Source organism: Lapillicoccus sp., from assembly GCF_025353065.1.
Classification (GTDB): Bacteria; Actinomycetota; Actinomycetes; order Actinomycetales; family Dermatophilaceae; genus Lapillicoccus.
Genome location: NZ_JANXRJ010000323.1, coordinates 1 through 12,817, shown reverse-complemented (window position 1 = coordinate 12,817; position 12,817 = coordinate 1). Strand labels below are relative to the sequence as shown.

9 protein-coding genes and 2 tRNA genes are annotated in these 12,817 nt (G+C 71.1%); 5 read left to right on the top strand and 6 right to left on the bottom strand.

What is annotated here, in order from left to right; translation table 11 throughout:
- Positions 1-7: 7 nt before the first annotated feature.
- From Q0R63_RS23725 to Q0R63_RS23715, 3 genes are all read right to left on the bottom strand, one after another.
- Positions 8-78 (bottom strand) — tRNA-Cys (locus tag Q0R63_RS23725).
- 20 nt (positions 79-98) lie between these two features.
- Positions 99-171 (bottom strand) — tRNA-Gly (locus tag Q0R63_RS23720).
- A gap of 129 nt (positions 172-300) precedes the next feature.
- The gene (locus tag Q0R63_RS23715; RefSeq protein WP_295702732.1) at positions 301-1,404 is read right to left on the bottom strand and encodes a YihY/virulence factor BrkB family protein; all 1,104 of its coding nucleotides are present in this window, start codon (positions 1,402-1,404) and stop codon (positions 301-303) included.
- Between the two features lie 104 nt (positions 1,405-1,508).
- Here Q0R63_RS23715 and Q0R63_RS23710 point away from each other — a divergent pair, with 104 nt between their 5' ends.
- The gene (locus Q0R63_RS23710) at positions 1,509-3,161 is read left to right on the top strand and encodes an acyl-CoA dehydrogenase family protein (RefSeq protein WP_295702730.1); all 1,653 of its coding nucleotides are present in this window, start codon (positions 1,509-1,511) and stop codon (positions 3,159-3,161) included.
- A gap of 53 nt (positions 3,162-3,214) precedes the next feature.
- Positions 3,215-4,342, top strand: coding sequence for a Xaa-Pro peptidase family protein (locus tag Q0R63_RS23705; RefSeq protein ID WP_295702728.1), 1,128 nt, complete (start codon positions 3,215-3,217; stop codon positions 4,340-4,342).
- A 306-nt stretch (positions 4,343-4,648) separates the two neighbouring features.
- On the opposite strand, the gene Q0R63_RS23700 is transcribed toward Q0R63_RS23705, so the two are convergent.
- Complete coding sequence (locus Q0R63_RS23700) at positions 4,649-6,160, bottom strand: hypothetical protein (RefSeq protein ID WP_295702726.1); 1,512 nt, start codon at positions 6,158-6,160, stop codon at positions 4,649-4,651.
- 69 nt (positions 6,161-6,229) lie between these two features.
- On the bottom strand, positions 6,230-6,733 hold the full coding sequence (locus tag Q0R63_RS23695; RefSeq protein ID WP_366521203.1) for a MarR family transcriptional regulator: 504 nt from the start codon (positions 6,731-6,733) through the stop codon (positions 6,230-6,232).
- 83 nt (positions 6,734-6,816) lie between these two features.
- On the opposite strand from Q0R63_RS23695, the gene Q0R63_RS23690 reads away from it, so the two are divergent.
- Positions 6,817-8,025 carry an MFS transporter gene (locus Q0R63_RS23690; RefSeq protein ID WP_295702724.1) on the top strand — a complete coding sequence of 403 codons (1,209 nt, stop codon included), beginning with the start codon at positions 6,817-6,819 and terminating at the stop codon, positions 8,023-8,025.
- Here the strand turns inward: Q0R63_RS23690 and Q0R63_RS23685 are convergent.
- A complete protein-coding gene (locus tag Q0R63_RS23685; RefSeq protein WP_295702722.1) occupies positions 7,991-8,896 on the bottom strand; it encodes a PPK2 family polyphosphate kinase in 906 nt (301 codons plus the stop codon). The two genes, Q0R63_RS23690 and Q0R63_RS23685, sit on opposite strands and share 35 nt — an antisense overlap.
- A 43-nt stretch (positions 8,897-8,939) precedes the next feature.
- On the opposite strand from Q0R63_RS23685, the gene Q0R63_RS23680 reads away from it, so the two are divergent.
- Both Q0R63_RS23680 and Q0R63_RS23675 read left to right on the top strand, forming a co-directional pair.
- Complete coding sequence (locus Q0R63_RS23680) at positions 8,940-9,734, top strand: dihydrofolate reductase family protein (protein ID WP_295702720.1); 795 nt, start codon at positions 8,940-8,942, stop codon at positions 9,732-9,734.
- Between the two features lie 143 nt (positions 9,735-9,877).
- On the top strand, positions 9,878-12,763 hold the full coding sequence (locus tag Q0R63_RS23675; protein WP_295702718.1) for a S8 family serine peptidase: 2,886 nt from the start codon (positions 9,878-9,880) through the stop codon (positions 12,761-12,763).
- The last annotated feature ends 54 nt before the right edge of the window (positions 12,764-12,817 follow it).

The window sequence follows — 12,817 nt, the reverse complement described above, 5'->3', positions numbered from 1 at the left end:
GATCTTGAGGTGGAGACGGGATTTGAACCCGTGTACGCGGCTTTGCAGGCCGCTGCCTCGCCTCTCGGCCACTCCACCGTGAAGGCGTCGAACCTCCGAGCGGACGACCGGGCTCGAACCGGCGACCTCAACCTTGGCAAGGTTGCGCTCTACCAACTGAGCTACGTCCGCGGAAACATCAGCGGTGGAACTTCCCCGCTCGATGCTTGGTAGACAGTAGCGGATTCCGGGCACGTTTCCAAAACCACAGGTGTCCTCCGGGGCCACGCGGCCACCGCCGCGGACACGGTCCAGCGAGCGTCAGGACGTCGCCCGCCCCGACGGGACATCCGCTCGGGAAGCAGACGGCACCTCCTCCTCCCAGGCCTCGTCCAGGTACTGCGCGTCGAGGGCGCGCTGCTCGGCCGCCGGCTCGGACAGTGGCTCCTTCTTCGGGCTCGAGGGTGGGTCTGCGGCGCTCGAACCCCCGCGTCGGAGCCGCCGACGCACCCACGCCGCAGCCCGCGCCTCCCGGCTGTCACGCAGCTCGACCGGCCAGATCACCCGGGTGGCCGAGTTGAGGGCCGCCCCGATGAGGATGGCGATGGCCAGGGAGTAGAGCCAGATGAGGACGACGATGGGCGCGGAGAGCGGCCCGTAGATCGAGGTGCCACCCAGCGAGGCGCCCACGGTGCCACGCACCACGAAGGACGCGAGCACCCAGATGATGAGGGCGAGCACGGCGCCGGGCGTGTCGCGCCACCAGGCCGCCCGTCTCGGGGTGGCGATGTGGAAGAGCGTGGTCAGCGTGGCCACGGTCGCGAGGACGACCACGGGCCAATAGAGCTGGACGAGGAAGCGGAGGTTCCCGGGGAGCCACCCCTCGATGAGCGAGGGTCCGATCAGGAGCAGCGGCATGATGATCGCACCGAAGCCGAGACCGCCGAGATAGAGCGAGAAGGACAGCACCCGCGTGCCGACGATGCCGCGGACCCCGCTCTGGCCGTACATGATCGCGATGGTGTCGATGAACACGTTGAGCGCCCGCGAGCCGGACCACAGGGCGAGGACGAAACCGATCGACACCAGCTCGAAGCGCCCCTGCTTGAAGACGTCCGCCACGGTCGGCAGCAGCACCCGGGTGATGCTCTCCTGGGTGAGGAACTTCGCGGCATACAGCCGGATCGCCTGGACGATCTCGGCGACCTCGTCCGTGCCGAGGGCGCGCCCGATGTAGCCGACACCACCGAACAGCCCGAGGACGAGCGGGGGGAGAGACAGGAGCATGAAGAACGCCGCTTCGGAAGCCAGCCCGGTGACCCGGTAGCGCAGGCAGGCCCGGATCGTCTCGATCACCAGGCGGACAGCGGTCGTCGCGCCCCGGACCGTGTCCAGTCGCTCGCGGATCCTCGCCTTGGTGCTCATCGGAGACCACGATAGAGAGGAGACCTACGAATGCAGCGTGCGGACACGGTGAGCGTGGTGACGGTCACCTTTCCGACGCGGCCCCACGTCGTAGTCTTCGAACCGTGGCAACGCACGAGGTGACCAACCAGGTCCCGCCCCTCACGGCATACGACGTCTTCGGCAGCGACCCCGTGCTGCGTGAGGCGATGGACCGCTGGGGCTCCCCCACGGACGTGCCGGAGCTGCACCATCTCGGGTCCCGGGCAGGCAGTGCCGAGGCCCGGCTCTGGGGCGACCAGGCCGACCGCAACACCCCCGTGCTGCGCACCCACTCCCCCACCGGCGAGCGGATCGACGAGGTCGACTTCCACCCGGCCTGGCACGAGCTGCTCACGGTCGCGGTCGGCGCCGGCCTCACCGCCGAGCCCTGGACGCGGCCGCCGGGGTCGGGCGCGCACCTGCGCCGGGCCGTCGGGTTCATGGTCTGGAGCCAGGCGGAGGCGGGGCACGGGTGCCCGGTCTCGATGACGTATGCCGCCGCGCCGGCCCTGCAGTCCGACCCCACCCTCGCCGCGGTGTGGCTCGAGCGGCTCGCCTCCCGCCGCTACGACCCCGGGCTGCGGCCGGTCTCCGAGAAGGTCGGCGCCCTGGCCGGGATGGGGATGACGGAGAAGCAGGGCGGCTCCGACGTGCGGGCCAACACGACCCGCGCGGTCGCGACCCCCGGGGGGCCGCTGCCCGGCGACACCTATCGACTGACCGGGCACAAGTGGTTCACCTCCGCGCCGATGAACGACGTCTTCCTCGTCCTCGCCCAGACCGACGCGGGTCCGACCTGCTTCGTCGTCCCGCGCATCCTCGACGACGGGAGCCGCAATCCCTTTGCGCTGCAACGACTCAAGGACAAGCTGGGGAACCGGTCCAACGCCTCGTCGGAGGTCGAGCTCGACGGCACCTGGGGATCGCGCCTCGGCGACGAGGGCCGTGGGGTCCGGACGATCATCGACATGGTTTCGGCCACCCGGCTGGACTGCGTGCTCGGATCGGCGGCGACGATGCGGCAGGCGCTCGTGCGCGCCGTCCACCACGCTCGGCACCGCCACGCCTTCGGCCGCCCACTCGTCGAGCAACCGCTGATGACAGCGGTGCTCGCCGATCTCGCCCTCGAAACCGAGGCCGCATCGCTGCTCGGCACGCGCCTGGCCCACGCCGTGGACGAGGGCGATGCAGCCTTCTCGCGGTTGGCCGTGGCCGTGGGGAAGTTCTGGGTCTGCAAGCGCACCGCGCCGATGGTCGCCGAGGCCCTGGAGTGCCTGGGCGGCAACGGTTTCGTCGAGGAGAACGGGCTCGCCCGGCTCTATCGCGAGGCGCCCCTGAACTCGATCTGGGAGGGCTCGGGCAACGTCAACGCCCTCGACGTCGTCCGTGCGGTGACGCGCGAGCCGCAGGCCGTCGAGGCGTTCGCCAAGGAGGTCACCCTTGCTCGAGGTGTCGACCGCCGGCTCGACGAGGCGATGGACCGGGTCCTCGCGCAGGTCCAGGACATCACCACACAGGACGCCGGGCAGATCCAGTTCGGGGCTCGCCGACTCGTCGAGGACCTCGCCCTCGTCCTCCAGGCGTCCCTGGTCGTGCGCCACTCCCCCACCCCGGTCGCCGAGGCCTTCCTCGCCAGCCGGCTCGGCGCCGACCACGGGTGGACCTTCGGGACCCAGGGTGGTGACCTCGCGGGCCACTCCGCCGGCCTCGTCGACCGGGCGTTCGCCGCCGGCTGACCGACCCCGGGTCCGGGCCGGGCGAGAAGCTCCGGCTGGCTAGGCTGCCGTCCATGTCACGACGCAACCGGCAGGCCCCCGCACCCGATGCGGCTGTCCTGCGCCGACGCCTCGAACGGGTCCGGGAGGCAGCAGGTACAACGGGGCTCGTCGTCTCCCCCGGGTCCGACCTGACCTATCTCCTCGGCCGGGTCGGCGGGTCCCACGAGCGCCTGACGGCCCTCGTCCTTCCTGTCGAGGGGCCGCCGACCCTCATCGTCCCGGAGCTCGAGTCGCCGGGATTCGCCGACCTGCCGCTGGCCGAGCTCGGCGTCGTGGTCAGGACCTGGGTCGACGGCGAGGACCCGTATGCCGCGGTCGCACACCTCTTGGGCGCCGCGGAGCGGGTCGCGGTCAGCGACGCGACGCCCGCGCTCCACCTCCTGCCGCTGCGGGACGCCCTGCCCGACGCCGAGCAGGTCCTGGCCGGACCGATCGTCCGCGAGCTGCGGATGCGCAAGGACGCCGCCGAGATCGAGGCCTTGCGTGCGGCCGGCGCGGCCATCGACCGCGTCCACGCGCGGATGGGCGAGTGGCTGCGCACAGGGCGGACCGAGGACGAGGTCGGGGCCGACATCGCCGCCGCGATCGTCGAGGAGGGCCACGCCCGTGCGGACTTCGTCATCGTCGGCAGCGGTCCCAACGGCGCGAGTCCCCATCACAGCCTGTCCGCACGGGTCATCGAGGAGGGGGACGTCGTCGTGATCGATATCGGCGGCCCCACGCCCGACGGCTACTGCTCCGACTCCACGCGCACCTACTCGATGGGCGAGCCCCGCGACCCGGACGTCATCGCGACCTACGCGGTGCTGCAGGAGGCGCAGGCCGCCGCGGTGTCGGGGGTCCGCCCGGGAGTCACCGCCGAGTCGGTGGACGCCGCGGCCCGGGACATCATCGCCGCCACCGGCCTGGGCGACCGCTTCATCCACCGAACCGGCCACGGTATCGGGCTCGACGTCCACGAGGAGCCCTACATCGTCACGGGCAACACCCTGCTCCTCGAGGCCGGCATGGTCTTCAGCGTCGAACCCGGCATCTACGTCCCCGGTCGCTGGGGAGCCCGGATCGAGGACATCGTCGTCGTCACCGACGACGGCGTCGACCCGCTCAACCATCGGCCGCACGACCTCCTCCGCCTCTGAGACCGGGCCGCGCACCCCATGTCGTCGAATCGACCGCGGTCCTTTTATCGGGTGACCCGATAAAGGGGCGGTCCGGGCGAGAATCGTTCCCCCGGAAGCGTCCCCTTGTCGAATCGACCGCGGTCCCTTTATCGGGTGACCCGATAAAGGGGCGGTCCGGGCGAGAATCGTTCCCCCCGGAAGCGTCCCCTTGTCGAATGGACTGCGATTCCTTCATCGGGTGACCCGATAACGGGGCGGTCGGCGCGAGAACGGTTCCACCTGGGCCGCCCAAGCCGCCCGCCGTCAGCCGCTCGTCGAGGCCCGTCAGGTGCGCGCGGACCCCAGGCCGAGCACCACCGCGAGCCCGAGCGCACTGCGAGGGTCGTAGGGACCACGCCACAGCCCGCCGTGCACGGCCGCGTCGGCCTCTTCCTGCCACGGCGGCCGCAGCGGTGGCCGAGGCGAGGTGAGCTCGTGGACGAGCAGCGCGGCCATCAGGGTGTTGCTCGTCGCCGGCTCGAAGACCTCGACGCCGAAGCGGTGGGCCCCGGCGTAGGCCGCCGCCAAAGCCCGGTTCTTCAGCACCGACCGGGTGCGCGTGGGGGGCGCGATCTTCAGCGACACCTCGACCCCGTCGCGTCGCACCGCGGTGGCCCGCCAGCGCTGAAGTCGTTTGGCCAGAGCGTAGTTCGGCCCCTGCTGCGGTACCAGGCTGTCGTTGATGCCGGGCACCGAACCCGGGGCGTAGTTGCGCCGGAGCAGCCGGCCGGCGCTGAGGGCCCGGGCCGCCGGCCGGGCAAGCCGCACCAGGCTCCCCGCCCCGTCGTAGGCCCGCCCGGAGTGGGCGACCGCGTCTCCCGGGACGGCGAACACGTCGGTGGGGGTGGCCAGGAAAGCCAGTGAGACCTCACCCGCCCGGCGACGCAGCAGCTCGACGGTGAGGGCGTCCACGGCCGTGGCGACGCGCACGTTGGTGGAGCCATCGGCGTAGACGTAGTTGCCGAGGACGAGCCCACCCTCCTGCGTCTCGAGCCAGTCGGCGACCAGCGGCAGGCTGTGCAGCAGGTCGGCCCCCGCGCGATCGGTACGCGTCGACTCGTTGGCTGTCCCGGCGGCGACGGGCAGGGTCAACCGACCCGCGGACTCGCGGGCGACCGGCAGCAGGCGCTCCCAGATGTCGGGGCGGGGCAGGTCGACGGCGACCACGTCGGCGCCCCAGGACAGCAGCGCGCGCAGGGGCCCCATCTCGGCGCCGGCGCCGAGCACCACGACGCGGCGGTTCTCGAGACGCAGCCGTTCCGGCTCGGCGACGACGACCCGCACGGCGTCCGCGGCCGACGGCTCCAGTATGCCGCGTGCGACCCAGTCGTCGAGCTGTCTCAGCAGCGCCGCACCGGTCAGGCGACCGCCGCGGAAGGGCAGGCTCAGCTCGTCGCGTCGCGGCCCCTCACCCTGGATGACCACGCTGTCGAGCGGAGGGCCTGGCGTCGGTCCGGAGAACGTCTCCCCGAGCGCCCGCTCGCCCTCCGGGGTGACCACCCGCATACGGGCGTGCAATGACGACAGGCCCGCTCGCGCGATGTCCACGGCCGCCTGCTCGGTCGTCAACCCCGCCTCGACGAGCCTCCGGAAGTGCCCGAGGTAGCCCTGCCGCCAGTTGGTCTCGCGGGTGACCGCGGCCGACCCGACGGCGTCCACCGCCGCAAGGGCGTCGCCGACGACGGCTCGTCCGAGGGCGGACGTGCTCCGCCGGCCAGCGGCGACACCCTTGCCGGTGCTGCCGCTGCCACCGGTGTCCTCGAGCTCGGGGAACACGACCCCCGTGGGCTCAGCCATTCCCGCCTCCTCGCGTCATCGGCCCCCAACCTAGGGCCTGCTGGCCCGTCGGCGCCGGTGCGTCCCCCGTCAGCTCCGTCGCGTCCGGTCGATCCGCCGCGAGGAGTCCTTGATGGCTCGCACCAACGGCGTGAACTCGACCCGCTGCCGGGCCTCGTCGAGGGCATCCCGCAAGACGGTGTCATAGACGGGGCGGGCCTGCTCGAGCAGCCGGTTGCCGGCCGGCGTGACGTCGGTGTAGATCCCGCGCCGGTCGGTGGGGCAGAGGTAGCGCGAGAGCAGCCCGCGCTCCTCCAGACGGGTGACGAGGCGGGTCGTGGCGCTCTGGCTGAGGACGACGGCCTGTGCGACCTGGTTCATCTGGAGGTGACCGCCGTCGCCGTCGTGCTGCCGACCGAGGACCTCGAGCAGGGAGAACTCCCGCACGCTGAGGTCGTGAGCGTCCTGCAGTGCGCGCTCGATCCGGCTCTCGATGCTGCCGTGCAGCGCAGAAAGCGCCCACCATCCGTCGGCCATCGCCGTCAGGGCCGGGTCCGTCGCCGCCATCGTCTGGTCCTCTCGTCGTGCGTCCACCACAGGATATCAGGCGGTTGCATTAGCCCGCGTTCACAACTATTGTCGCCGCACATAGTCTTCGCCCGCCCCGGAAGGTCGACATGCCCCTCGCACTCCTCTCCCTCGCCATCGGTGCCTTCGGCATCGGGACGACCGAGTTCGTCATCATCGGTCTGCTCCCCGACGTCGCGGGCACCTTCGGCGTCTCCGTGCCGACGGCCGGCTGGCTCGTCACGGGCTATGCCCTGGGCGTCCTCGTCGGAGCGCCGGTCATGACCCTGCTCGGCACCCGGATCTCGCGTAAGACGATGCTCATGCTCCTGATGGGCGTCTTCGTCGTCGGCAACCTCCTGTCCGCGGCGGCCCCCACCTTCCTCGTCATGGTGGCAGGCCGGATCGTCACGTCCTTCGCCCACGGAGCCTTCTTCGGGATCGGTGCCGTCGTCGCCGCGGAGCTGGTGGCACCGAAGAAGCGCGCGGGCGCCATCGCGATGATGTTCACCGGCCTCACGGTCGCCAACGTGGTCGGTGCGCCCCTCGGGACCTGGGTCGGCCAGTCGTTCGGGTGGCGCACGACCTTCGCGCTGGTGGCGATGCTCGGTGTCGTCGGACTCGCTGGCGTCGCACTGGTCGTGCCGCCCCTGCCACGCCAGGAGCAGGTGGCCCTGCGCGAGGAGCTGCAGGCCTTCCGTAACGTCCAGGTCGTTCTCGCCATGGCGATGACGGTCCTCGGTTTCGGTGGCGTGTTCGCCGCGGTCACCTACCTCGCGCCCATGATGACCGAGATGGCCGGCTACTCCCCCGGCGCCGTGACGTGGTTGCTCGTCCTCTTCGGGTTGGGGATGGTGGTCGGCAACCTCGTCGGTGGTCGATACGCCGACCGGGCCCTCATGCCGTTCCTCTGCGCCACACTCGGGGCGCTCGCCCTGGTCCTCGCCCTGTTCACCGTGACCGCCCACCACCGGGTCCTCGCGGCTGTCACGATCACCCTCATTGGAGCCCTCGGCTTCGCCACCGTCCCGCCGCTGCAGAAGCGGGTCCTCGACCAGGCCAGCGGCGCCCCGACGCTCGCGTCCGCCGTGAACATCGGGGCCTTCAACCTCGGCAACGCCCTCTCCGCCTGGCTCGGGGGCCTCGTCATTGCCGCCGGACTGGGCTACACGGCGCCGAGCTGGATCGGAGCGCTGCTCGCTCTCAGCGCGCTCGGGCTCGCGGTCCTGTCGGGACGGATCGAGCGACGGGCCGGCGTGTCGGAGGACGAGGCAGAGACGCAGCTCAGCTCTCCGCGAGCCGCGCCTTCTCAACCGTGACGTCGTAGTCCATCACCGGCCACTGCGGGTCCAGTCCGGTGAGGGTCTCGAGCAGCAGCTGCTGAACGGCATACCGGGCATACCACTTGTGGTTCGCCGGCACGACGAACCACGGCGCGTCCGCCGTCGAGCACTGCGTGAGGGCGACCTGGTAGGCCTCCATGTAGCTGTCCCACGAGAGGCGCTCCGTGACGTCACCTGGGTTGTACTTGTACTGCTTGTCGGCCCGGTGCAGCCGCCGGGCGAGACGGTCCTTCTGCTCGTCCTTCGAGATGTGAAGCATCACCTTGACCATCGTCGTGCCCGACGCCACCAGCTCGTGCTCGAAGTCGTTGATCACGCCGTAGCGCTGCGACCACTCCGCCTCCGGCACCAGGTCGTGGACCCGGACGGCGAGGACGTCCTCGTAGTGGCTGCGGTCGAAGACGCCGATCGTGCCGGGACCGGGCAGCGCCTTGCGGATCCGCCAGAGGAAGTCGTGCTCGCGCTCCTCCGGGGTCGGGGCCTTGAAGGCCGTGGTCCGCACGCCCTCCGGGTCGGCCGCCCCCACGACGTGCCGCATGATGCCGCCCTTGCCGGCGGTGTCGAGGCCCTGCACGACGAGCAGCACGCTGCGGTTGCCGCCACCCTTGGACTCGGCGAAGAGCCGTTCCTGCCACTCACCGATGTCGGAGGAGTGCTTCGATAGCGCCTTCTCCCCCGCCTTCTTGCCGTCGTCGAAGCCGGGGGTCGATCCCGGGTCGAGGTCGGCGAGCACGAACCCCTCGCCGACGCGCAGGTGCTCGGACAGCGGTACCGCCGGGTCGGCCAGCTCCGCCTTGATCTTCTTGACCTTCGCGATCTTCTCCGACTTCTGCGACTTCTTCGACATGGCGTCATCCTGCCGCAGTCCTTGCGCGCTCGGAGCAGGAGTCGTGCGCACGTCGCCCACCATCGGCATACTCGGGCCCATGCGCCTGCTGCTTGCCGACCCGCCCGACCCGGAGTCGTCGACCGTCGGCCCCTCCCTCACCGACGCCGAACTCGTTGCCCTGTATGCCGTTCCGCGCACCACCCCGGCCTGGCTACGAGCCAACTTCGCGATGAGCGTCGACGGCGCGATCACGGGATCAGACGGGCGGTCCGGTTCCGTCAACACGGATGCCGACCACGTCGTCTTCGAGCTGCTCCGCGCCCTCAGCGACGTCGTCGTCATCGGCGCGGGGACGGCACGGGGGGAGGGATACGGCCCTCTCGAGGTGGCCGCCGACCTCGCCGCGGTGCGCGCCGCCGCCGGGATCGGCCCCGACCTCCCCATCGTCCTGGTCACCGGCCAGGGCCACGTGCCGCAGGCGCTGCAGGGGGCCGAGCCCGGCCGCGTGATGATGGCGACGCACGCCTCGGCCCCGGGCCTGGAGGATGCTCGTCGGCTGCTGGGTCCGGACCACGTCCTGCTCTGTGGTCAGTCCCACGTCGAGCCGGCGAGCCTGGTGGCCGGGTTGCACGAACGCGATTTCTGCCGTGTCCTCACCGAGGGTGGCCCCAGCCTGCTGGCCACCCTCATCGAGGCCGATGTCGTCGATGAGCTGTGTGTGTCGATCACCCCCCTCGCGATCGGCGGGACGGGACCGCGGATGACCCAGGGGCCCTCTCTCGACTCGCAGTTCGTCCCGCGCGTCCTCGTCGAGCAGGACGGGACGGTGATGGGTCGCTGGCTGCGTCAGCGGTAGGAGCGGGCGGAGATCGCTTCGCCTGCGGCCGACTCGTCCGAGCAGGAAACATCTCGCAGGGGTCACGAAAGATTCAGCAGATTGTCAGGATCTATGGTGTACGGCGGACGTATGCGGACGTAACCGGCGGGCTACCTCAAAGTATGACTTGTCCCGGTGGCGGACATGCCGTACGAAAAGGTCATGACCCGACCCCCCCCCGACGTCGGCTCGGACGGATCGGCGGGGCGCCACGCGCCCTCGCCATCGTCGCGACCGCCACCCTGACCCTCTCCCTTACCGCGGTCGCCACCGCGGCACCGGGACCGGCCGCCCCCCAGGACTTCTCGGCCACGGCGGGTGCGCAGATCACGGCACTCCAGAAGATCAAGGCGTCGTTGTCACCGGCGGAGCGCAAGCTCGATTCCAACCTGGTGCTTGCGACCCGCCAGCAGACGGACAAGGCGACCGCCGCCGTCGCCCCACGGCTGCAGACGGGCGTGACCCTCAGCGCGACGGGCACCACCTCGGTCGCCGTCTCGGTCACTGCCGTCACGCCGTCGCTGCTGGCCCGGCTGTCCGCCGTCGGCGCGGTGGTGACCAGCCGGACGATCGCCCAGCTCATCGTCACGGCGCCGCTGCGTGCGGTCCCGACGATCGCGTCCTGGACCGATGTGAAACGGGTCGCCAAGCCCGTCGGCGCCCTGACGGCGCGGATGACGCCGAAGCCGGTCATCGCCCCCGAGACGAAGGTGCAGCGCACCGCCCGGCTCGAGGAGCAGCTCGGCACCGCCCTGCAGAAGGCCGTCGCCCCCACAGACCAGGGGATAGTCGTGTCCGAGGGCGACAAGGCCGAAGCTGCCGACAAGGCCCGGGCCCGGTTCAAGGTCACCGGCACCGGCGTGAAGGTCTGCGCCCTCTCCGACGGGGTCGACTCCCTCGCCGCGGCGCAGTCCACGGGCGACCTGCCGGCCGCCGTCGACGTCCTGCCGGGTCAGGCCGGCTCCGGCGACGAGGGAACGGCGATGCTCGAGATCATCCACGACCTCGCCCCCAACGCCACGCTCGGCTTCGCCACCGCCTTCACCAGCGACGCCTCGTTCGCCCAGAACATCCGCGACCTGCGGTCGGTCGGGCGCTGCGACATCATCGTCGACGACATCATCTACTACAACGAGTCCCCGTTCCAGGACGGCCCGATCGCCCAGTCGGTCAACGTCGTGACCGCCGCCGGAGCCCTCTACTTCAGCTCGGCCGGCAACGAGGGCAACACCATCGACGGCACCTCGGGCAACTACGAGGGCGACTTCGTCGACTCGGGTCGATCCGTCGGCAAGTTCGCCGGTGCGGCGCACGACTTCGACCCCGGGCCCGGCGTCCAGGTCTACGAGCCGCTCTCCGACGCGTCGGGGCAGGTCGCGGTCCCGCTCTTCTGGGCCGAACCCCTCGGCGCCGCTGCCTCCGACTACGACCTCTACGAGTTCGACGCGAGCGGCAACGTCGTCGCGCTCTCGCAGAACGTCCAGAACGGTACGCAGGACCCCTTCGAGCTCCTCCAGTCGCCCGGCGGTTTCGGGCTACGTCTTGCGGTCGTGAAGTTCTCCGGCGCGCCGAAGTACTTCCAGCTGACCGCGTTCCGGGGGCGCTTCAAGGACTCCACCGATGGCCTCAAGGCCTATGTGACCCCGGGAGTGACCCGCGGCCACTCCGCCACGGTCAACGCCTTCAGCGTCGCTGCCGCGCCCGCGGCCGCCCCGCTGCCGTTCGACCTCGAGCCCGGTGACCCCGCCAACCCGGCCGGCCCCTACCCCGGCGTGTTCATCAAGGCCCAGAAGCCGGAACGTCTCACGAGTGATGGTCCGCGGCGGGTGTTCTTCAACGCCGATGGCAGCCCGATCACCCCTGGCAACACCTCGTCGACCGGGGGATCCGTCCGGGCCAAGCCGGACATCACCGCGGCCGATGGGGTGTCCACCACCCTGGGGGGCTTCACCCCCTTCTTCGGGACCTCGGCGGCAGCTCCACACGCCGCCGCGATCGCTGCGCTGGTGCTCTCCGGCAACCCCGGAGCCTCGGCGGCCCTCGTCCGCAGCGCCTTCGACGCCACCGCACTCGACCTCACCCCGCCGGGCACCGACACCCGGTCCGGCAAGGGACTCATCCGGGCTGACCGGGTGCTCGCCAACACGGGGGCCACGCCACAGCCGCTCGTCCGGGCCGGCAAGGCCACCGTGACCCCCACCACCGGGAACGGCAACGCCTTCCTCGAGCCCGGGGAGAGCGGCACGCTCTCGGTCCCGGCGGTCAACTCGGGAGACGGCACGGCCCAGGGCGTCAGCGTCCGGGTCCGCAGCACCGACCCGCTCGTGACGATCACCCCCGGGGCCAGGGCCTACGGAACGATCCCGGCCGGGGGGACGGTCAGCAAGGGCTTCACCATCGCCGTCGCCTCTACCTACCCCGTCGGCAAGCCCTTGGCCCTCGACGTCACCGGGACCTTCGCCGGCGTGCTGTCACCGACGGCCTCGACGGTCGCGCTGTCGATCGGTCAGCCCGCCGCCACACCGACCGACATCGTCTACGGCGGCCCCGCCCTGCCGATCCCGGACAGCGACCCGGCCGGGGTCAGCGTGAGCCTCCCCGTCACCGGCATCGGGTATGCCGCCTCACTCACCTTCTCGGTCGACGGCAGCGCCTGCTCCGCCGACGTGGGCTCGACGACCGTGGGCATCGACCACACCTATGTCGCCGACCTCATCGGGACCCTGACCAACCCGTCGGGCGTGACCGCCCAGCTGTTCTCGCGCAACGGTGGTGGCGGCAACAACCTCTGCCAGGTGGTGTTCGACGACACGGCCACGTCAGCGTTCTCCAGCGTCACGAGCGCCGATGCGCCCTACACCGGTTCCTGGAAGCCGGCCGACCCGCTCGCGTCGCTCATCACGACACCGGTGGACGGCCAGTGGACCTTCACCGTCTCCGACAACGCCGACTCCGACACCGGTAGCGTGCGGGCCTTCTCGCTCCACATCACGGGCTACCAGCACTGACCAGGCCCGCTTCGCGGAAAGGGGGGGTTGACGCTGCGTCAAGGGGGTTGACGC

Excerpts from the sequence above, each read along its gene's own strand:
- Q0R63_RS23690 (WP_295702724.1), top strand. The coding sequence starts at position 6,817 with ATGCCCCTCGCACTCCTCTCCCTCGCCATCGGTGCCTTCGGCATCGGG.
- Q0R63_RS23685 (WP_295702722.1), bottom strand. The coding sequence starts at position 8,896 with ATGTCGAAGAAGTCGCAGAAGTCGGAGAAGATCGCGAAGGTCAAGAAG.
- Q0R63_RS23700 (WP_295702726.1), bottom strand. The coding sequence starts at position 6,160 with ATGGCTGAGCCCACGGGGGTCGTGTTCCCCGAGCTCGAGGACACCGGT.
- Q0R63_RS23715 (WP_295702732.1), bottom strand. The coding sequence starts at position 1,404 with ATGAGCACCAAGGCGAGGATCCGCGAGCGACTGGACACGGTCCGGGGC.
- Q0R63_RS23705 (WP_295702728.1), top strand. The coding sequence starts at position 3,215 with ATGTCACGACGCAACCGGCAGGCCCCCGCACCCGATGCGGCTGTCCTG.
- Q0R63_RS23675 (WP_295702718.1), top strand. The coding sequence starts at position 9,878 with ATGACTTGTCCCGGTGGCGGACATGCCGTACGAAAAGGTCATGACCCG.